The 22003-nt window shown below is 40.7% G+C and carries 15 protein-coding genes; 8 read left to right on the forward strand and 7 right to left on the reverse strand.

The window, feature by feature from the left end; genetic code table 11:
• Nucleotide 1: 1 nt before the first annotated feature.
• On the forward strand, nt 2-1267 hold the full coding sequence (locus GWR56_RS15110; RefSeq protein ID WP_162432059.1) for a site-specific integrase: 1266 nt from the start codon (nt 2-4) through the stop codon (nt 1265-1267).
• Nucleotides 1268-1285: 18 nt separating this feature from the next.
• Entirely contained in the window at nt 1286-1831 is a 546-nt protein-coding gene (locus GWR56_RS15115) for an ORF6N domain-containing protein (protein ID WP_202925328.1), read from the forward strand.
• Nucleotides 1832-1941: 110 nt separating this feature from the next.
• Here the strand turns inward: GWR56_RS15115 and GWR56_RS15120 are convergent, their stop codons facing one another.
• The 3 genes from GWR56_RS15120 to GWR56_RS15130 are packed head-to-tail and all read right to left on the reverse strand — an operon-like array spanning nt 1942 to nt 5948.
• Nucleotides 1942-3960 (reverse strand): DUF262 domain-containing protein, encoded by a 2019-nt coding sequence (locus tag GWR56_RS15120; RefSeq protein ID WP_162432060.1) that lies wholly within the window; start codon nt 3958-3960, stop codon nt 1942-1944.
• A complete protein-coding gene (locus tag GWR56_RS15125) occupies nt 3944-5278 on the reverse strand; it encodes a DUF262 domain-containing protein (RefSeq protein WP_162432061.1) in 1335 nt (444 codons plus the stop codon). The genes GWR56_RS15120 and GWR56_RS15125 overlap by 17 nt, the downstream gene beginning before the upstream one ends.
• 16 nt (nt 5279-5294) lie before the next feature.
• Nucleotides 5295-5948: a hypothetical protein gene (locus GWR56_RS15130; protein ID WP_162432062.1), complete on the reverse strand. Its 654-nt coding sequence runs from the start codon at nt 5946-5948 to the stop codon at nt 5295-5297.
• A gap of 176 nt (nt 5949-6124) precedes the next feature.
• Between GWR56_RS15130 and GWR56_RS15135 the strand changes: the two genes are divergently transcribed.
• Genes GWR56_RS15135 through GWR56_RS20565 form a run of 6 tightly spaced genes read left to right on the forward strand, consistent with a single transcriptional unit; the run spans nt 6125 to nt 16141 of the window.
• Entirely contained in the window at nt 6125-8152 is a 2028-nt protein-coding gene (locus tag GWR56_RS15135; RefSeq protein ID WP_162432063.1) for a site-specific DNA-methyltransferase, read from the forward strand.
• A gap of 3 nt (nt 8153-8155) precedes the next feature.
• Complete coding sequence (locus GWR56_RS15140) at nt 8156-11293, forward strand: type III restriction-modification system endonuclease (RefSeq protein ID WP_162432064.1); 3138 nt, start codon at nt 8156-8158, stop codon at nt 11291-11293.
• Nucleotides 11294-11298: 5 nt separating this feature from the next.
• Nucleotides 11299-14529 carry a helicase-related protein gene (locus tag GWR56_RS15145; RefSeq protein WP_162432065.1) on the forward strand — a complete coding sequence of 1077 codons (3231 nt, stop codon included), beginning with the start codon at nt 11299-11301 and terminating at the stop codon, nt 14527-14529.
• A gap of 1 nt (nt 14530) precedes the next feature.
• On the forward strand, nt 14531-15208 hold the full coding sequence (locus GWR56_RS15150; protein WP_162432066.1) for a DUF4391 domain-containing protein: 678 nt from the start codon (nt 14531-14533) through the stop codon (nt 15206-15208).
• Nucleotides 15205-15615 carry a GIY-YIG nuclease family protein gene (locus tag GWR56_RS20560; protein WP_202925329.1) on the forward strand — a complete coding sequence of 137 codons (411 nt, stop codon included), beginning with the start codon at nt 15205-15207 and terminating at the stop codon, nt 15613-15615. Before GWR56_RS15150 ends, GWR56_RS20560 begins: the two co-directional genes overlap by 4 nt.
• On the forward strand, nt 15608-16141 hold the full coding sequence (locus tag GWR56_RS20565; protein WP_202925330.1) for a DUF4357 domain-containing protein: 534 nt from the start codon (nt 15608-15610) through the stop codon (nt 16139-16141). Before GWR56_RS20560 ends, GWR56_RS20565 begins: the two co-directional genes overlap by 8 nt.
• A 516-nt stretch (nt 16142-16657) precedes the next feature.
• Here the strand turns inward: GWR56_RS20565 and GWR56_RS15160 are convergent.
• From GWR56_RS15160 to GWR56_RS15175, 4 genes are all read right to left on the reverse strand, one after another.
• Nucleotides 16658-19153: an SIR2 family protein gene (locus GWR56_RS15160; protein ID WP_162432067.1), complete on the reverse strand. Its 2496-nt coding sequence runs from the start codon at nt 19151-19153 to the stop codon at nt 16658-16660.
• Nucleotides 19154-19524: 371 nt separating this feature from the next.
• Nucleotides 19525-20721, reverse strand: coding sequence for a relaxase/mobilization nuclease domain-containing protein (locus GWR56_RS15165; RefSeq protein WP_162432068.1), 1197 nt, complete (start codon nt 20719-20721; stop codon nt 19525-19527).
• Nucleotides 20718-21050, reverse strand: coding sequence for a plasmid mobilization relaxosome protein MobC (locus GWR56_RS15170; protein ID WP_162432069.1), 333 nt, complete (start codon nt 21048-21050; stop codon nt 20718-20720). The genes GWR56_RS15165 and GWR56_RS15170 overlap by 4 nt, the downstream gene beginning before the upstream one ends.
• Before the next feature lie 104 nt (nt 21051-21154).
• Entirely contained in the window at nt 21155-21442 is a 288-nt protein-coding gene (locus GWR56_RS15175; protein WP_162432070.1) for a helix-turn-helix domain-containing protein, read from the reverse strand.
• Between the last annotated feature and the right edge of the window lie 561 nt (nt 21443-22003).

The following is a 22003-nucleotide window of genomic DNA, read 5'->3' on the forward strand; positions in this document are numbered from 1 at the left end:
GATGATCAGAACAGTTTGTATCAACTTCGCGTTGAAAAAGAGCAAAACACTTAAAGACGGTACAGCCCCGGTTTATCTGAGATTGACAGTGGCAGGTGAACGTGTTGAATTTACGACCCGCCGGTACATCAAACCGGAACGCTGGAATGTGGACCAGCAAAAGATGACCGGCACCAACGAAGAGGCCCGTGTCTTTAACCATTATCTCAAAACCCTTGAACAGCAGGTTTATGATGAGCACAGAAAAATGATGAATGCAAATGCGAACATCTGTGTGGAAGATCTCAAAAACCGATTACTTGGCAAAGAGCAAAAGGAAAGGCAAAAAATGCTGATCCCTATTTTCAAGGAACACAATAAGCGTCTGCAACTGCTCATCGGAAAAGAATATTCCCAGGGGACGTTGACCATCTTTGAAACCACTTTCAGGCATGTGACTGAATTCATTCAGTGGCAGTACCGGAAATCGGATATAGACATTAAAACTGTTGATCACGAGTTTATCACATCCTTTGATTTCTATCTACGGTCAGAATGCAATTGCGCGAACAATACTACGGTCAAATATGTCAAGAATTTCAAAAAGATTATCAGGCTATGTATAGCGAATGGCTGGCTGGACAAAGATCCGTTCGTTAACTACAAGCCAAAAGTAAAAGAGGTAGTTAGAGATTTTTTGACCAAAGATGAAATTCAGGCCATGGCAGATGCTAAGCTAGTTACCAATCGGGTCAGACAAGTCAGGGTTATATTCCTTTTCAGTTGTTTTACCGGATTAGCTTACGCTGATGTAAAAAAACTTAAAAGGTCTGAGATCATCAAAGGTATTGATGGGCAACAATGGATCTTTACTTCACGTCAAAAAACAGAGACCACGTCCCGTATCCCATTATTACCTACCGCATTGAAGATATTGGAAAAGTATGAGGATAATCCAGAATGCTTACATCACGATAAAGCATTGCCTGTCCTATCTAACCAAAAAATGAATAGCTATTTAAAGGAGATTGCCGATGCAGTCGGTATCAATAAGGAATTAACCTTTCATATCGCCCGGCACACTTTCGCTACAGTTGTCACCCTGTCAAACGGCGTATCTATAGAAAGTGTTTCTAAAATGCTTGGTCACCGGAACATCCGCACTACGCAGCATTACGCAAAAATTTTAGATGCTAAGGTAAGCGAGGATATGGCTGTTTTAAAAGAGAAACTGAGAGTCACTGAAAGTAAATTGTCAAAAATCGAAAACGGTTATCACATTTCGTGATAACCTTAACTGCACATCATGCAAAAAGAAGGAATCATTACAGACGAAATCATTTCAAGTAAGATCTATATCGTTAGAGGTCAGAAAGTGATGTTAGATTATGATCTCGCAGAACTGTACCAAGTAGAGACCAAGCACCTTAAGCGCCAGGTAAGAAGGAATATTGAGCGGTTCCCAGGCGAGGATTTTATGTTCGAACTGTCCCCTGAAGAATATCAGATTTCAAGGAGCCAAATTGGCACCTTGAAACAAGGACAAAATTTCAAGTATGCTCCTATGGCTTTTACTGAACTGGGCATCAGTATGCTTTCAAGTGTGCTAAATAGCCCTGCGGCAATACAGGTAAACATACGTATCATGCGAATTTTTGTGCAGGTCAGACAGATTTTGACTGATACGACTGAGATACGATTGGAGCTCGAAAAAATCAGAAATGAACTTTTTAATCATGGCAAAAACATGGAAATCGTCTTTGCTTACCTTGACGAGTTATCCAATAAAATAGAAGTTCAACAAACCGTTGTCAATGATAGAAAAAGAATTGGGTATAAACCTGATGAATAAATAGCATAAAGAAACGGTCCTTAAATTTCCATGAAACTATGGCTTAAATGTGATAAGAAATAGTCAATCTTTTCGATATCATAACGTCCACCAAGGGGAAGCATAATTGATCAAGCTTCCATTTTGCTGGTGCTGATCTCCACTACATCAGTAGAGATTGGAATGCCTTGTTGCCGCGGCCTAGTAAGCTGGTCAAGCAATAACCCGGTAACATCTGCTTCATGATGATCGATGTCCTTTTCCTCCCATTCTGTATAATCCATCATAAGGAACTGCTTCATGCTATCAATGGCGCTTTTTATGTAATGGCTTTTCTTCGCGTCGGGCATATAATTGCTGAGTCGAGAATTTTTTTCATGGCTTATTAGGCAAAGGTTGCCGAAAGCATGGAGATAGTGATCATTCAGTTTAGGTATCTGTGGGTTAATAGGATGCTGAGGATAGAAATGTTCGACCGAACTACGGAACGTGAACGCGAACTTACTCACCCGCTCATCCTTTCGGTGCGTTTTTTCCCTCATCCAGATTAAATAGTCAAGGTAATTGAAGATTAAGTTATTTTGGAGGTTCGTATACCTCAGTTTGGATAGGTTCAATCCACTCTCATCCCTTTCAGCCGCAAGCATTACGCCTGGCTTAAGCAGTTCGTGATATTCCTTTGGCTTTTCTGCCAAAAAGCGATCAAATACAAACGCCTCTGCTACACGCTCCATGTAATAGATGTAAGGCTTACTTTCAATTTCGGTGGTATAGAAGAGGTAATCCAAAACAGCGTTAAACCAATACTTATAGACCATTGACGGCACGGACACATGAAACATTGACAAAAGCATGATAACCCGCTGGTTAACGGATTCAAAACCTGCGTCATCTTCTTCGCCGAAAGTATTAATGTACTTTACGCCGTTTCTGTTCGCTTTTGTCTCATAACGTTTAAGCGTTTTAAGACTCCATCTATCCGTTCCGCCGGTAAACTCCCTTTTGATTACATACCGGTCAAAGAGGAGTTTGCACTTTAGTAGGTTGAAAGCAAATTCTTTGACGAAAGAGAGGGCTTGATCCGGCTCTTTACTCAGTACTTCATCAAACATGTCGATTAACTGTTTATCATCCAGGCTCACTGATGTACTTCGCATCTGAACACGGAGCACATGGAGTAAAAAATTCTGGAAATTGATCACAGTATTGAAGCGTTCAGGAGCTTCTTCATCCTGTTTCTTCTTTTCAACTAACAATGGCGCCCTCAGGATATCATCGATTGACATTTCCTCGTCACGCTCCGCATCTCTTTCCTTGTGAACGAGTGATGAAACGAGATCATCGAAATTTCTAATGCGAAGATCCATCCAATTAGCCTCGTCGAATATAGCGCTGCGTTCATCGGTGCTAAAGCCATAATGGACATACCTTTCCATATTCTCGCAACTTTCCCATACTTTATGAAAAGCGTATTGGTACCGTCTGCATTGCTTCGGTTCGAGAGAAACGAAATACTTCATGAGCCGTGCTTTCAATATCTCCTGCTTTTCCAGTTGCTCGCCGCGGCTGTTCATGATCTCGAAATAATGATTCAAATCGATTCCCTGCGGTAAAGGGACCCGTAACAGTTGAACGCGGTCGAACAGACAGCTTGTGAAACTCTCTATCGAAATATTCTTCTCGCTGAGTTTTTTACGAATCTCTTCCCTGCAGATATAATAAGCAGCTTTGATTTGATCATCCTGTTCCTCGCTAGGAAAATGACCGTTAAAGGCATCCAAAAGGCTGGTCTTCGCACTTATCCTGCTAGCATAGGTTATATTAACCGCGGTCAACCAGTTCTTTTCTATTTCCTTCCAACCGTTTCTGATAGAGGCGGCCATTATTGAAAGTGTAGTGAGGCGTTGTTGCCCGTCCACCACCTGAACATGCCCTGGCAAGTTAGGATCGATTGCTACTACCATCGTACCAATAAAATAATTTTCCTGCCCGTGCCCAGTTGCATAGTCGGCAATATCCTGCACCAACTGCTCGATCTCTTTAGCCTCCCAAGCGTATTTGCGCTGGTAGATAGGTATCATATATTGCTCACCGTTGCCGAGTAGTTGCCTGATCGTCAACGCTTCGATCGCTTCAGACGGTTGTTCCATAGTACTTGAATTTGATAAATAATTCTTTGATCTGTCTGGTTTTTGGGGAATCAAATGGTTTGGTGATTAAAGGCAGTTCAATTCCCGTAATCCTGTCTGTATGTACCGCCTGATGAATTCGACGGAAAAGGTTGTTCTCTTGCGTTACGTAGTTATCCACGGAAGCAAGCTGAAGATTCTGGTAAGTTAATCTAGGTGTATACGCCCAAATGAATATTTTGAGGATCGCGCGTTCGATATCCTTTTTCCCGAACTTATCCAGGTAGAACAATAGTGCACAATTAAACATCATTCGTATATAGCGGTCTCCTGTGCGGTCTTTGCCGTCGTACGTGCGTAAGGTTTCCAGGATCAGGTTGCTTGCATCGTCCAGTGGCTCCAGCAAACTTACGCCTTGCGAAAAAAAGGTTTCATAATGATTGACCATCTCGAAAAAATAGTTCCCGTTGATTACGACCTGATCAAGCTGGAAGGGATAACCCACCCCTCTGTCGGTATTTTTTTGGAAATGATCGGCGATGATCCTAAAAGCCTTCAGGTAGGGATAATCATATTCGTCATTTAAATTTACACCTTTGAACAAATAAGCTTTCTCCTTAGTGAAATACCTCGCAGACCGCCCACTCGACCATTCTCTTACCCGGTACAGGAAGTCAGTAAAGAGGTTAGTAAGCTGCCAGGTTTTCATTTCCTCCCAGCGGTCGACCAATTTAGTTACCTCCTCTTCTTTAGCCGAGTGTTCTTTCTTCTGGAGTTCTCTTAAGTGGTAAGCTTTAAGCAGATCATGAGGTTCAAGATCTTTACCCCGAGAGTTCTGCGAATCAAAAAATTGAAATGCTTCCGATATATTGTCTATAACAAAATAAGTAACCTGGCACTGGGTGAGAAAAAAACGGATGAAGCCTTCGTTCATATCTACTACTCTTCGCTCAATTTCGCGGTAGTTAGTCTGGAGATTTTGCTTGGAAACATCGCTTACGAACTTTGGCCGAAACTGGCTACGGGAGAGCGTTTCCAGCATCTCTTTAAGATCTGCTGCTTCGATCTCCCCGTAACAATGATCTTGAATTGCCCGGAGGATAAGTAAAAAAGTCACAGTCCGTTGTTGTCCGTCCACGATTTCCCAGGACTCGTTTTGCTTGCAAACCACAATAGTGCCAATACGATAAGGTTTGCCTTTGAAGCGGCTGATATCTTCAATCAATTGAAGTGCATTTTTGCTCCCCCACTTGTAAGGGCGCTGGTAGGGAGGAATGCTGAGTTTGGAGTTGAGCAGGTATTGCCCTACTGAAAGGACTTTTTTCTCTAATATTGCCATATAAAAGCTAAGGTTCTTAAAAGTGCCATTTACTCTGCCATCTTTTCAAGATGAAATCAGGGAGACTGGGTATCCTTTGATCCGGATGATCTTTATTGTAAGCTGCCTGCTGGTAGAAAGCATAGCGGGAAGGTGTAAGTAAGGTTCGCGCACGTTTATTCTGTAATTCCGCTGACTCTAGAACAGGCTTCCAGCAGTTTTGCCAAAATTTATGATCTGTTTCCTTGGCACCTCTTGTCAGGTAAATATATTTAATACTAGGACGACTAGCCAGAATCACCTTTAAGTTCACCTTTACATGCTTCTCGAAACGCGTAGCAATAGCATGATCACTGTAAGTTTTTAACCATCTTTTATGCGTACTGTCATCTGGGTTCGCATCTTTGATGCAATAGATCAGGTCGGATATAGCAATACCATGCGTTCTGCAGAATAGCTTCCACTGCTCTGGTGACTCGTCGATCAGGCTCTGCTGGCCATATAGCCGGGGCAGTACTTCCCAAAAATTGTTGCTCTGTTTACCTTTGCTATTGCGCGTTCGGCCATAAAACCACTTAGCGGAATTTTCTTCTGGCCAGGCTGGATTGAACGTGCCAAGTATAAGGGTTTCCGGATCGTAATCTAGGTGTTCCAGGTACAGCTCTGTATTAAATTTGTGAAGGCAAGGCATTTGCTAAAGGTATTTAGCTGAAAGGAATTCCGCAACAAGAATTTTGATTGGTTAATAGAAGTGAGGACTTTTTTAATTCCAACCGTTTACATTACCTTTATTTTTTAATTTAAGCATACAGAACTGGGTTTATGTTCTATTATAAGAAAGACTAAGCCTAAACTTGAGAACAATTCATGACCGAAACTTTTGACAAATTAGATATGGCCTCATCAAATTTGGTGAGCAAGAATATAGATCAAATTGCCGCTTTGTTTCCAAATTGTGTTACAGAAACAGCCGAGGGCAAAGCCATTGACTTTGATCTTTTAAGGCAAGAACTCAGTGCCGAAATTGTTGAGGGTAATAAAGAACGCTATCGCCTGGAATGGCCTGGAAAGAAGGAAGCGATTGTTACAGCTAATCTACCTACCACAAAAACCCTTCGTCCTATCCGCGAAGACTCTGTAGATTTTGACAATACTGAAAATCTGTATATCGAAGGCGATAATCTTGAAGTTTTGAAACTATTGCAGGAAAGTTATTTGGGTAAGGTGAAAATGATTTATATCGATCCGCCTTATAATACAGGAAATGATTTTATATATAAAGATATTTTCACTATAGCAGCTGATGAATTTAAAGAAGATTCTGGCCAAATAGATGAATTGAGCCAACGTCTTGTGCCTAACCCAGACAGTTCAGGTCGATATCATTCGGACTGGCTAACAATGATGTATCCAAGGCTAAAACTTTCAAGAAACCTACTTTCCGACGAGGGTGTTATTTTTATATCGATAGGACAGGATGAGGTATCAAACGTAGTTAAATTAATAGACGAAATTTTTGGAGAAACTAACCGCATAAGCATTGTGGGGAGGCTTGCGAAGGCTGGGGGGAACAAAGGAAAGTTTTTTTCACCAAACATAGAATATATTGTAATAGCAGCAAAAAACGCCGATTCCGCTAAAGGATTTAGAGGTGAAATGGATCCAGAGCTTATCAAAAAAGTATATACTCAAGTAGAAGCTCAGGGAGAACGTAAGGGTAAAATATACCGATCAATGGGGCTATATCAATCGTCTTTAGAAGCGCGAGCTAATCAGCGTTATTATATAGAAGCTCCCGATGGCAAATTGCTTATTCCACCTGGAAGCGTTTATCCTGACAAAAATAAAGAAGGTGAAAAAATTGTTCCATTGCGAAAAGATGATGGTGTGTGGAGATGGACTTATGATCGATATTTGAAAGAAAAGCAGGCTGGAAATATCGAATTTAAAAAAACTACTAATAAAGTTTTAGTTGATCAAAATGGGGATTTTGTTGACTGGAATGTAAACACCAAAATATGGTTAGAAGACCGAGAAGAAGACGGTCAACTACCTAATGATTTAATTACAAAGTTTGAAAACCGTCATAGTGCGAAAGAACTTAAAGAATTAGGTATACCATTCGATTTTGCTAAGCCGGTCGAGTTAATAAAATATTTAGCCAAAATCTGCGGCACAAAAGATGGAGACATTATTCTCGATTTTTTTGCTGGTTCATCAACTACAGCTCATTCGATCATGCAATTAAACTACGATGATGCCGGAAAACGAAAATATATAATGGTACAATTGCCAGAGCAAACGCCTGAGAAAAGTGAGGCTTATAATTCTGGTTTCAAAAGTATTTGTGAAATTGGAAAAGAAAGAATCCGACGTGCAGGTGAAAAATTAAAAAATAGAAACGATTTAAACTTATTAAAAAATAGACAATTACTGCTGACATCAGACGATGCAACTGAAGGTGATTCCCTCAGTAATTTTGACATTGATTATGGCTTTCGTGTATTTCGTTTGGATGAGAGCAATATGCAAGATGTTTATTATAGACCTCAAGACTATCAACAATCTCAACTAGGAGCCTTCGCTGATAATGTAAAACCAGGTCGTAGCGGAGATGACCTTTTAACGCAAGTAATGCTAGATTGGGGATTACCTCTATCATATAAAATCGAACAATTGAAAGTTGCTGGTAAAAATGTTTTCAAAGTAGCCGCGAACTCATTGATGGCGTGTTTTGATAAAGGTGTTGATGAGACATTTACAAAGGAAATAGCACAGCATAAACCATTACGTGTTGTTTTTAGAGATGCCTCTTTTAAAGATGATACTGCAAAAGAAAATGTGAAGCAGTTATTAAAACAACTAAGTCCTGACACAGAAATGCGTGTTATTTAAGCTATGAAATTACAGTTTAAAGAACAGCAATTTCAAATACAGGCAGTTAAAGCAGTCGTTGAGTGCTTTATTGGACAGCCGTTGGAGACTACGCGTTTCACATTGGAGAGAAGCGCTAATATTGTGCGTAAAGCTAAGGCCGCCGCCCGAGGCGAAAATCTTTTAGAGTTAGAAGACGATGTATTAGAGAGCATCGGTTACCGTAATAGGCCGTTACAGCTTACAGACAACCAAGTACTCAAAAATATACAGCAGGTGCAACTTTCAAATGACCTGTTTGAAAGCGATAAAATCGAGCGTCCACGCGGATTAAAATTAGGCTATAACTTTACGATTGAGATGGAGACAGGTACCGGTAAAACCTATACCTATATCCGCACGATGTATGAGCTGCATAAGAATTATGGCTGGAGTAAGTTCATAATCATTGTACCCAGTATTGCTATTCGCGAGGGCGTTTATAAATCTTTCGAGGTAACGCAAGAACACTTCCAGGAAATTTACGGGCACAAAATAAAGCCGTTTATCTACAATTCCAGCCGTCCGCAGGATATTGAGAATTTTGCCGCCGATAGCCGTATCAGCGTAATGATTATTAATACGCAAGCATTTAATGCCAAGGGGAAAGACGCACGGCGTATTTTTATGGAGATAGATAGTTTCCAGACGCGTAGGCCAATTGATATTATCGCCCAAACTAACCCCATATTGATTATTGACGAACCACAATCCGTTGATGGTGACAAGACGTTAGAGGGGATGCAGGAGTTCAATCCGCTATTTACACTGCGGTATTCTGCAACACATAAAACGGAATACAACAAAATTTACCGACTGGACGCATTGGATGCGTATAACAAGAAGCTGGTAAAGAAAATTCAAGTTAAGGGCATCAATCTCAAAAACTCCACAGGTACCACAGGCTATTTGTATTTGGAGCAAATTGTGGTGAATGGCAATCAACCGCCAATGGCCTTACTAGAGTACGAGAAACGAAGCGGAACGGGTGTAAAAAGAATTCGTCAAAAGGTTGCAGAGGGTACGAACCTCTATGAACTATCAGGCGAAATGCCGCAATACAAGCATCATGTTGTTCAGGGTATCGACGGCTATTTCAATAAGGTAACGATCAATGGTCAGGAACTATTTGCTGGGGAAGCTATTGGCGACTTGGATGAGAAGGCGTTTCGCCGCATTCAGATCAGAGAAACAATTATCTCGCATCTTACCAAGGAGAAGGCCTTATTCGATAAAGGCATTAAAGTTTTGAGCTTGTTTTTCATTGATTCCGTTGAAAAATACCGTATTTACAGCAAAGACGGCGAAGAACAGTTGGGTGAATACGCGCAGATATTTGAAGAAGAATATAACCTTGTCAAAAACGATTTTATTGATTTATTTCATCAAGAATATAACCAATACCTGCACGATAACGATCCTGCGCTGAGCCATAAAGCATATATGCCAGAGGGGTATTTGGAATACCTGGGCCGCGACGATGCCCATCGCGTGCATAATGGTTACTTTTCGATAGATAAGCAAAAAAAGCTAATTGATCCGAGTGTAAAAAAGGCAAAAGGTGGCGAGGAAACGGAATCTGATGATATCAGCGCCTACGATTTAATCATGAAGGATAAGGAGCGCTTGTTAAGCTTTGAAGAGCCAACGCGCTTTATCTTTTCCCACTCCGCGCTGAAAGAGGGTTGGGACAACCCGAATGTGTTCCAAATTTGTGCGCTAAAGCATTCGGACGCTACCATTCGTCGCCGTCAGGAAGTTGGACGCGGGATGCGTCTATCCGTTGACAGGCATGGCATCCGGCAGGATTTTGATACGGTTGCCGACCAGGTTCACGAGATCAACAAGCTAACCGTGATTGCCTCAGAAAGCTATGAGGAATTTGCCAAAGGTCTTCAAAGCGAAATTGCAGCGACGCTTAAAAATCGTCCGCAGAAAGCCGGAGTAGACTATTTTGTTGGCAAGCTTTTAAAGAACGAAGCAGGCGCTGAACTACGCATCGATGAGGATACAGCGAAGAAGCTCAACAAGTTTCTATATAAAAACGACATTCTTGACGATGATGATAAGATCACTGCTGATGGCCGCAAATTCATAGAAGCGAATAAGGTACCCGTTCCAGAAAACCTGGAACCTTTTAAGACAGCCATTACTGTGTTGTTGAAGTCTATCTTCAGCGGCGAGGTACCTTTGCCCGAAAATGACCGAGATTCCATCGAAGTAACCATTAATACCAATTTCCACAAGAAGGAGTTTCAGGCACTTTGGGACAAAATTAACATCAAGTCGACCTACGAGGTTAACTTTGATTCCCAGAAACTGATTGCGGACAGCAAAAACCGCATCAATGCTGACCTGCACATTCAGGAGCGTAGCTACGAGGTAAAAAGTGGCGAACTTCAGCAGAGTTCAAAAGCACAGCTGGAAAACAAGGAAAGCTTTAAAGAAACCGATAGAACGACACGAAAGCTGAACTCTGACATTTACACAAATGTTGTCTATGATCTGGTCGGTGAAATCGTCAATTACACCAACTTGACCAGGTATACCGTTGTTCAGATACTGAAAAGCATCGAACCACAGAAGTTTCTATTGGTACGACGCAATCCGGAAGAGTTTATTGCCAAATGCAGCAAGCTGATTAACGAGGTCAAGGCCAGTCTGATTATCAACAACATTGTTTATCATAAGACTGAAGATCGACATGATGCAAAAACCGTATTTACAAATGACCGGTCAACGATCAGACGTACGGAATTGCTGAAAAAGCATATTTACGATTACCTAACCACTGATTCCGGCATTGAAGCTAAGTTTGCTGAAGCACTCGAAAATAGTACTGAAGTAATCGTTTATGCTAAGCTGCCGAAAACGTTTTACATTACAACGCCAGTGGCTAACTACAGCCCGGATTGGGCAATCGTATTTGACAAAGAAAAGGTACGGCACATTTATTTCGTTGCTGAAACCAAAGGCTCAGATTCCGATTTAGAACTGAAGGAAATTGAACAACTAAAAATTCATTGTGCCTCTCAACACTTTAATGCGATCAGTGGCAACGAGGTTAAATTTTCAAAATTGAAGACGTATGATCAATTACTGGAGATCGTACAAGTAAAATAAGGTAAATGAAGTTGCTGGACAATATAAATAACCGTTTGGTAGATGAATTGAAGCTGGAAATAAAGAAAGCCAGCAAGTTATCTATTGCGGCTTCATCCTTCTCAATTTACGCTTTCGAAGCGCTAAAAAAGGAGCTAAAAGGGATTGATGAGCTTCAGTTTATTTTTACTTCGCCAGCATTCATTGAAGAAAAGTTCCAAAAAATATCCAGGGAATTTTATATCCCGCATATTTTTAATGAAAGCCATCTATGTGGAGGTGAATTTGAGTTGCGACTTAAAAATGAACTCAACCAGCGAGCGATTGCTAAAGAGTGCTCAAACTGGGTGAAAGAAAAGGTCGTATTCAAATCTAACCTCGAGCCAGGTTTGCATCTGAATGGGATGATTCACATTAAGAATGATGCGGAAAATCAAGTTGCCTACACTAATATTAGCGGCTTTACAACATCAGATTTAGGCGTAACGCCGAAGAAAGGCTTTCCAACACTTATTCATAAAGTCGATTTTCCGCAAAGCAAAGCCTACCTGGATTATTTTAATCAGGTATGGGAAAACGAGGATGATTTAAAAGACGTTACACTCTCCGTACAACAATATTTTGAGAATGCTTATAAAGAAAATAGCCCAGAGTTTATTTATTTCGTTACGCTCTATAACATCTTTAGTAACTTCTTAAGCGACCTATCGCTTGATAATGTGCCCAACGAAGAAACCGGTTTTAAAGAAACCGTTATCTGGAATAGGCTTTTTAACTTCCAGCGTGATGCAGTAATCGGTGCCATTAATAAGCTTGAAAAATATAATGGCTGCATCATTGCTGATAGTGTCGGTCTAGGGAAAACCTTTTCAGCGCTTGGCGTTATCAAATACTACGAAAAGCGAAATAAAGATGTATTGGTGCTTTGTCCTAAAAAACTTGAAGCAAATTGGAATACGTTTCGCCATAATGATAAAAACAATATCCTGGCTAAAGATCGTTTCCGTTATGATGTTCTTTTTCATACGGACTTATCCCGTGAAAGCGGTACTAGCAACGGTAGGAACTTAGAAGCCGTGAACTGGGGGAATTATGGCCTGGTTGTTATCGATGAATCGCACAATTTCAGAAATAACAATACCATTGCCGGTAAAGAGACCCGCTATCAGAAATTACTTAGAAAAATCATTCAGGAAGGGATTGAAACGAAGGTTTTAATGCTTTCAGCCACGCCGGTAAATAACCGTTTCAATGACCTTAGAAACCAGTTGGCCTTAGCTTATGAAGGTGCATCTACTGTCATTGACAGCAAGCTTGAAACTACACAAGGCATCGAGCAGGTTTTCAGAAGGGCGCAGCAATCTTTTAATATCTGGTCAAAATATCCAACAGGGCAAAGAACGACCGAGCGCTTGTTAGAAATGCTGGATTTTGATTTCTTTGAAATACTGGATAGCCTCACAATTGCACGGTCAAGAAAGCATATCACAACCTATTACGACACGGCTGATATTGGCAAATTTCCGACAAGAAACAAACCGCTATCAATTTATTCACCATTGGCTGAACATGACGGGGTAACTTTTCAGGATATTGCGGAACGGTTGTCTTTACTAAACTTGTCCGTTTATTCACCGTTGAACTATATCCTGCCAAGTAAAGTTAATTACTATGCAGATCTTTACGATAAGAAGGTAAAGTCTGGAACATTCACCCAGAAAGATCGTGAGAAGAGCTTACAATTACTAATGCGGATCAATCTTCTGAAAAGAATTGAAAGCTCAGTTGATTCATTCAGCCTGACTCTTACAAATATTTGTAGCCAGATAGAAGCTTCATTGAGTGCTATTGCCAAGAAAGAAACAGATGCTGCCGTGTCGGCAGCAGAAGTAGATGTTCTGTCTGAAGAGATGGACTGGGAACCAGAATGGGGCGATGAAGAAAACGTTATTGGTAAAAGTGTCAAAGTTCGTGTTGTGGACATGGATACCACACGATGGAAAGAAGACCTGGCCAGTGATCTTAATATTATTCGAGAACTTTTATCTGATATTGCTAAACTGTCAGGAGAGAGGGACTTAAAACTTGATAGGCTGAAGGAACTTATCGCCCAGAAAATAAATAATCCGATAAATCCCGGTAATAAGAAGATTATTGTTTTTACTGCTTTTGCAGATACGGCAAATTACCTTTACCGCAACCTCAAAGACTACGTTAAAGAAAATTATGGGATCAACACAGCATTGATAACAGGATCAACACGGCAATGTAGTGCCAAAGAGATTCCGACTGATCTCAATGCCCTTTTAACCTGCTTTTCACCTATTTCTAAAGGCAAGGCACAAATACTTCCCAATATTGTTGAGAGTATCGATCTTATTATTGCTACAGATTGTATTTCTGAAGGCCAGAACCTTCAGGATTGTGATTATCTCATCAATTATGATATTCATTGGAATCCTGTACGCATCATCCAGCGTTTTGGCCGAATTGACCGTATTGGATCAATCAATACTGCCATCACGATGGTCAATTTCTGGCCGGATGTTACGTTAGATGCGTATATCAACTTGAAGCAGAGGGTTGAGAGCAAGATGCTTATTAGCAACCTGGCTAGTACCGGCGATGATAATATCCTTAATACAGAGGAAAAAGATTTAGAGTATCGCAAAATACAGTTGCGTAAACTTCAGGAAGAAGTTGTTGACCTGGAAGATTTACGCGAAGGGGTAAGTATCACAGACTTGGGGCTAAATGATTTTAGGATTGACCTATCCAATCTTATAAAAGAATACGGTGAATTAAAGAACATCCCAACTGGCCTTCATGCTGTTACAAAGTCGTTTGATGATGCTCAGAAGGGCGTTATATTTGTCCTGCAAAATGTTAATTCCGAGATCAATATAGATAAACTAAACCGCCTTCACCCTTATTACTTAGTATACCTTGATAACGACGGCCAAGTCATTCACGGCCACTTTGATGCTAAAAAGACACTCGATATTATTCGACTGCTTTCCAAAGGTAGAAAAGAGCCATTGGCCGATCTTGCAGAACAATTTAGCGCAGAGACGAACGAATACAAAGAGATGGGCTTATATTCAAATCTGCTCAAAAAATCTATTGGTTCTATTCTTAAAAACGAAGAAGAAAAGGACGTTCTCAGCTTATTTAAAGCCGGTGGTACAACTGCCTTGCGTGATAAAATCAAAGGGATAGAAGATTTTAAACTTATCTCTTTCCTTGTTGTGAAATAATATGTCGCTATCCGAACAACTACCTGTCAAAACCGTCGTTAATAGGGTTATCCCTAAAAACGCCTTTGATAGCTATACCAATACTAAGCAAAAAAAGCAGATGGTTGACCTGATTGAACGGATCAGATGGACAAATAAACTTAGCCTCGAGACCATTAATCTAAGCGGCAAAGAAATCACCGAAATTCAACTCTTTGAAATCGAGCTTCGTAAAAAAGAGAGTGTTTCTGATCTGCTCAAAGTTATGGATAAGGCCATTCCTTACCATGTTATTTTTCAACTACATTATGCCGATGAGAGTTTAATATCTACTTCAAAGAAGCATACACATCCCGGAGATGAGGATACCGCAGTCATTGACTGGACATTTTCAACAGATTGGTTTGACAATAAGGATGATAATTACGCTTTAAAATTGGAACGAAATCTCGATTATATTTTTCTCGATTTTTGTAAGCAGCTATCTGGGCGAAACGATAAAGCGAAATCAATAAACGACCTAATAGTTTTTGAAACGAAGATTGGCGAACTGACCAGGTCGATAACAAAGCTCAACACAGGTATCTCTAGTTGTAAACAGTTTAATAAGAAGGTGGAACTCAATACTGAACTGAACAAAAAGAGAGAGCAACTTAATTTGTTAATATTTAAAAACACAACTGAATCGACAAAGCAATGAGCAGTGCATTTGGTAGAACAATACAACTTTTCTTAGTGGATGATAATCCAGCTGGATTGATCATCGCATCGATTCATGGGTGGACTGGTTCAGTTGCCGTTTCAACCCAATCTACTTTTGGCAGATTGTTAGAACGCCCAGAAGTAGATCGCACAGGCATCTATATCTTATATGGTCAAGACCCTGATGATGCCTCTCGCATGAAAGCTTATATTGGTGAAGCGGATAGTGTAAAAGAGCGAATAAGTGACAGCGCAGGTAAAAGAGGTTTTTGGGAAACAGCGGTAGTTATAACAACATCCGATGAGGCGTTAACGAAAGGTCACGTGCGTTATTTAGAAGCGAGATTAATTGATATGGCCAAATCAGCCAACCGTGTGACGGTCGATAACACTTCAAATGCCTGATGCGGAACGAAGACGTCTGCCTGAAGCTGATAGGGCTAATATGGAGGCTTTTCTTGCTAATTTGAAAGTAATTTTGCCGGTGGTCGGTTTAGACTTGCTAAAACCGAGGCCAATTGGAGTTAGCAGACCAACCGAAGCCGCTAAAGAAACAGTAGGTCAAAAAGAACAAATAAGATTTGAAACTCGTCATAAATCTGGCGTTAAAGCTTACGCTGTTGATGAAGACGGAGAGTTTGTAGTGCAAATTAATTCTGAAGCGCTTAAAGATACTGGCTATGCAAAAAACAGTTACAAATACCTCAAAGAACAGCTTATAGAAGATGGAGTTTTAAAGCCGACTCCTGATGGAAAGCGTTATTATTTCAGCCAAACCTATGCATTTAAAAGTCCATCAGCCGCTGGATCAGTCATTTTAGACCGAAATACGAATGGACGGACACGTTGGTATGTGGTTGGAACCAAGATGAATTATCATGAATGGCAATCCGGACAGATGGTTGATGAACTTTCTGAGGATGATGAATAAATACTTCGTCCGAACATTAGAGTGTTTGGTTGGAATTTCCATAACGGTAAGAATGGAATATCTGATCTGTGCTTAAGGTATTGCTTTTAAAAGTATGAGCCAGACGAGTTCGTAGATTTTATCCCAAGCAAATAGGGAGAGCCAATAACCAACTATTTTTTGAGCAAATTACTCAGTTTTGCCTACTTAGCTAGTTATTTGGATTGTTAGTACACATCGCGTCATATCTTCGCTTAAACAACCGAAACTAAATGCAGGGAAACTGTCAAGGGTAGCAGCGGTAGCTGCTATTTACTACACCCTTTACGGTTTTCCTGTGTCGTTAACTTTGTGGTAGCGGTGCTATGACCGGTAGATATCGAAGCAGTCATCAGGTCGGTATGAGGAACGAATACGGGCCTGCTATAGCGGCGAGACGGGTTGCGGAATGGAATGCAGCAACTGGTCGCAGCCGCAAGGATGTTCTTCGTGTCTTCTTTCTATTAGCGCAGTCTCAGGCTCTTTCTATCCGCTTCTTTAAAAAGTGGTCAAGCCTTTAATAAACTGTTTACCCCAATCATTCTTTTGCAGTTGTAGGAGTTTGGTATCGGTGTAATATCGGTAAACATCGTTCCACTCCGTAGTAATCCAAAGTTCGGACGAGTTTTTTCCCATCACCGCACCAAGCATGTGAAATTTAAATTTGGGGAAGGAACAACCTAACTCCACTTCTATAAAACTGAATAACCGTCCGGTTTGCGCTTTTTTGTATATTCCAAATAAACTGACTGGTTTCACGTCATATGATACGGCGGTTATCAAAAGATCGTTCTTTATGTCAAAATCAAAAAGCAAACTGTCTTTTTGCAGAAAGTAACCCTGCAACATCAAACCTGATCCTGAATCCTCAAAAAACAGAATTACACTGAAATGCGTACTAAACTTCGACTTTATATTAGCACGACTGCATAGAAATTCCTGCCCCTCTATTAATAATGTTTTCAAGGCTTCAAAATCTAAGACAAGAGGTTCCTTTTTCAGCTCGTCATTCAAGAAGTCATCGCCTTTTTTGATTTCATCAACCTTCTGATCAAAATACATTTTAAAGAACGGGTCTTTCAATAATTGTTGCAGAATTTCATCTGAGTTAGGTGTCGCCAAATATTCATCCTTAGTTAGTTCTCGGAGCATTATTTTGTTTCGTGAGAGGAATGCAACTCTTGAAGCGGTATCTAATAGAGTAAATGACTGGTAACTATTAGGTAAAGAAATGATTTGTTCTTCCTTAAAATTCACAAACGTCCTGAATTGTCCTCCGGCTAATACCCAGCATATTAGTTTCCCATCTTTATCAAAATCGTAGCCTGACTCATGTATTTCACTTTCTGTGGTAAGGGTATGATACGGTTTAATGAAGCTATCTTTCATAGGATCCCAAGTAAAAGCAACTTCTTTATTGTGACCCACCACTATTCTTCTGCCTCGGAATGAAACTAAATTCGCCTGTTCAAATTCCAAACTGTCTTCTGCAGCAATACTGGCGAGCTTGTTTTCAAACATCTTTGGGTTTCTTACGGATATTTCACTGCCAACAATTAGCAAAATGCCATGTTCAACAGGTGCTGGTAAAAGACTTACTTTGGGTGATAATTCCGAATAAATTTCTTTAGGATCTACCAGAAGTACCTTGTGGAGGGAAGTAATGATACGCGTTAAGTTTTCGTAGTCATAGCGGTCACCAAAATGATCAGCTTTATCCTGTTGTTTAAGCATTTCATATCTAGTAATGTGATATGTAAGTTCGCCGGTAAACCAGTAAGGGTGAATAATGGATCTATTCTTTCGGTTTATTCTTCTTAAAATTTCTTCGGGAAACGCCCTAAGCATTTGATCTGCTTTAATTGCCCGTTCGATGATCGGTAGCCCGGCTAAACGATCTTTATTGCTTGGAGTTTCGGAAACCCAATATGCTGCTTCTGCCAGCTCCTTTACCGTAATGAAACTAGCGACCAAACTCTGAATGGCTCTTAACTCATTCCTTTTATTGGTCGAAAATTCCTGCCGTTTGTCAAATAAATCCCTTAATACCGCTGCTGAATCGGGTCCCCATTCATCTTTCAATGTAATTTGAACCTTTTTACCTGCACTTATATCCGCAATGCATTGCTCTAGAAATTTATATGTATTTAATTTATTGCGATTGAGGTTCTCATTCGGATTGAAGCTATCAATAAAGACTGGTAGTTGATCGTTTCGATCTCCAAAAACGATGATCTGTATCCGGTATTTATGAAGAAAATCTTTAATGGATTTACTGTCTGCGTCCGCACTTTTTAACAGGATATAATGCTCATGCGCCGAATCCGTAAAAGCGTCTGTGAACGTTTGAATGGTCAGTTTGAAATCTTCGTCCAAAACACCGTCTTTACTGCAGCCAAGAAACAACAACGATTTGCCGAGCCATATGAAGTTAATTAGTGCGCGGTAGGCAGCGTTTAACTTTATCGCGTCATAATCATCCCCACCAAAGATTAGACTTTGGGGATGGGTATAGACCCCATGGATATGAAATACAAAGGGCTTTTCCTGAGCTATGTTTTTCCTGACAAGTTCAGGCTCTTCCCAAGTATAATTTTCCCTGTAAAGTTGATGCTCACTGAGTAATTTATCGTAGTTAGTTGTTATCAGATATGATGCGTCAAGCTTTAAAATACTATTATAAAGTTCTTCATTTTTGATCTTTACCCCGTCGAACTGTGAATCCAACCAACTTCGGTAAACACCACCAGGTGCCTTCAGCAATAGTTTCAGGTCTTTAGCGGCACCTACCAAGTCATTCTTATCTAACTTCTCTTCAGTACTTTTGTATAGATGGTCATTTGAAAGGCCACGATCTTTTGCAAACTCTAGACCAGTCTTGATAAGCCCCCACCAGCCGGGTATGCCAGCTGAAGCGGCAGATACGCCTGCACCGATTACAGGTATTAATTTTTTTTGGTTGACTAGGCTTGATAAAAGTTCAACTAAAGGCATAGGTGTTATTTGAAAGTTTTATAATAGTTTGTGCTAGCAAGTATAAAGATTTAATGTTTGAGATGATGCCATTATGCAGGAACCTTATTTTTTCTGCTGACCTTGTTTTACTTTCCACATATCTTGAAGTAGACTTTTAATAATGACATCTGGCATGATAAAGAAAATGGTTGGTGAAAAAATGACTGATAAAATCTCCAATTCGAGAGCTAAACTTTTACTTGTATGCTGTGACAAGTATATATGTTTTCTCAGTCGTGAAGGTGGTATGAGGAACGAATACGGGCCTGCTATAGCGGGGAGACGGGCTGCGGAATGGAATGCGGCAGCCGGTCGCAGCAGCTGGATATTATTGGGTTTTCTTTCTGTATTTAAAGTCGCAAACCCTTTCTTTTCTTTTTTCGCTGCTTCAACTTTAGTGGATCTCCGTCCAGATGATCAGCATGATGATCAGGGCCGAGCAGACTCCCGATAAGATCGCGATCAGGTAAATTCTGATGATCCACCTGCTGCCGACCTGGTTGTTCACCTTGCTGATGCTTTCTGCCTGACTCACGATTGATTTGATCTGAGAGGCGAGATGGTTTGCGATCTTGTCCAGTTCTCTTAACCTCATTGCTGTCACCTCGATCTGCTTTTCGGTCTTTGCTCGGTATTCCTCTCTGGCTTGTTGATATTGACCTTGTAGCAGGATCAGCATCAGTTTGGCCTGGTCTAACTCGGGTGCCTGCTGTTCCTGCTGCTGCTCTTGCTGATTGCTGGGCTCTTGTGCTAACATTTGCCTCGTATATTGCTGTGCGATCTTTTTCTTGTTCATAACTTATTGCTGTTTTTATTGCCTGCCATTTATAAGCATTACCTAAATGTGCTCCTTTGAACTGTAAGCCTGCATAGCTGTAAGAGATACCGCTGACAAAACCGGTACTTGCCTGGTTGAACAAGACATTGATCCCTTTGGCCTCCAGCTGTGCTATAAACTGCATTGTATTTGGCTTTGATTTTTGTTCAAGGATGCTTTTTAAAATGACCTGCAACTTCATTTTCGTCGATGGTTCATCTGTTCGCTTCATCATCTCCAGTTCGTTCTTCGTCATGGCCCTTTCCTGTGCCTGCCTGCTGGATATGACTTCGGTTAAGCCATGCTGCTTTTCCAGTTGTCGTAACACCTGTTCGCTTCGCTGGTAGTCCTTACTGTCACTCACAACACTGCCATCATAACCGATCCGATTCACCAGGAGATGCACGTGCGGATGATCGGCATCAAAGTGCCGGAAGATCATATACTGGTTCTGAACAAATCCCATGTTGTTCAAATATTGATTGGCGATCTTATTCATTTGTTCATCGTCCAGGTTTTCGTTCGGTGGAAAGTTCAGCGAGGTATGATAAAAGTATTTCGCCAGGTTAGGCCGGAGCATCTTCACCAGCTGCAGTTCTTTCATCACCGCATTTTCTTCCAGTATTGCAAAAGAGCTGTCCATTACTTTAGCAACACCCTGATCTACCTTTTGCAGGTTGTACCGTAGTGCGCCTCGGAATCCTTTGCCTTTGACCTGGTCTGCTGTCATGGTATCAACCTTTTAATGATCTCCTTCTGCTGATTCAGCAAACTGCCAATAATCGTAATCAAGTTTGGCTGCTTACCAGTGTGCATCGCCTTGACCGCCTGGTTCAGGTTCACGCCGATCTTGTGCAGTTCGCGGTAAACGGCTGCGTTCAGTGGAGACACTCTGATCGCTGGAAACTTCCCGGTAAATACCTTCTGCCTGATCCAATTGGCGGGGGTAATACCTGCTGCTTCTGCATAGGCATTGACCCGGTCATGCTCTGCTTCGGTTAGCCGGATATTGACCTGTACCACTCTTTTGTCTTCTTCCTTTAATGCTGGTCTTGCCATAATCTGAAGGATGGAACGAAGTGAAAGACTGCTCCATTTCTCCGAAGGAGCAAGCCGTTTAAGCGTAGCGAAAACATGGCTTGCTCCATTTCAGATGAACACACTTATCTGCTGAATTTAACCTGCTTGTTTAAGCTTTCTCCCTTTAATACTTTCAGGATATCCTCTTGGCTGTAATAAAAGATACCGCCGATCTTGGTGAAGGGAATCGTGCCATTATCTCTAAGTAATTGCAGGGTATTGTTAGAGATCTTTAACAGGTTCTTGACTTGGTAGGTCTTCAGGAACTTTCTGGAGTCGTCCTGTCCTTGGCCGAGTAAGGCCTTCATCTGATTTAACAGCTTTTCACCGAATGCTTCTAAATCTTCCTTGGTGATCACTTCTACTGCCATAACATTTTGCATTAAGTAAATTCAAACTTATCGGGTAAGGGAATGCTCCACAAGTACAACTTTTGGCTGTACCCATGTTGTATCCCCTTTACCCTTTATCTTAAAATTTAAGTAATGCTTTCTCCATATCACGTCTGGTTCTGTTTGTTACGTCCTAATTGATGTTACCTCAATCAAAGCTTGTCAACCGCTTCAAATAAACATCACACCTCATGTACGAGGTAGGATATATTTTTATTGAAGCTCCTTTGTCACTTCAGCTCAAAATTGAGCATCTGTTCTCAATTAAATTCACCACTTGTACGTACAGCATGTGTTTTTTAGCCTTCAGTCAAGTTAACCTTAGTCAAAAGTGCTAAGCTTATATTTAAAAACTTCACCACTTGTACCTAACTTGGGTTTTTTTTAGTTGTTTTTTAGCTCTATCAGCTCAACTTCTCGTAAAAGTCTTAACTAAAACCCGATAAACTTCACCACTTCTACACAGGTTGTGTTATTTTTTATTAAAATCAAAGGTCATCAAGGTTTTTGAGAATTCATCACACCTCATGTACGAGGTAT

This window comes from Mucilaginibacter sp. 14171R-50 (assembly GCF_010093045.1).
Taxonomy (GTDB): Bacteria; Bacteroidota; Bacteroidia; order Sphingobacteriales; family Sphingobacteriaceae; genus Mucilaginibacter.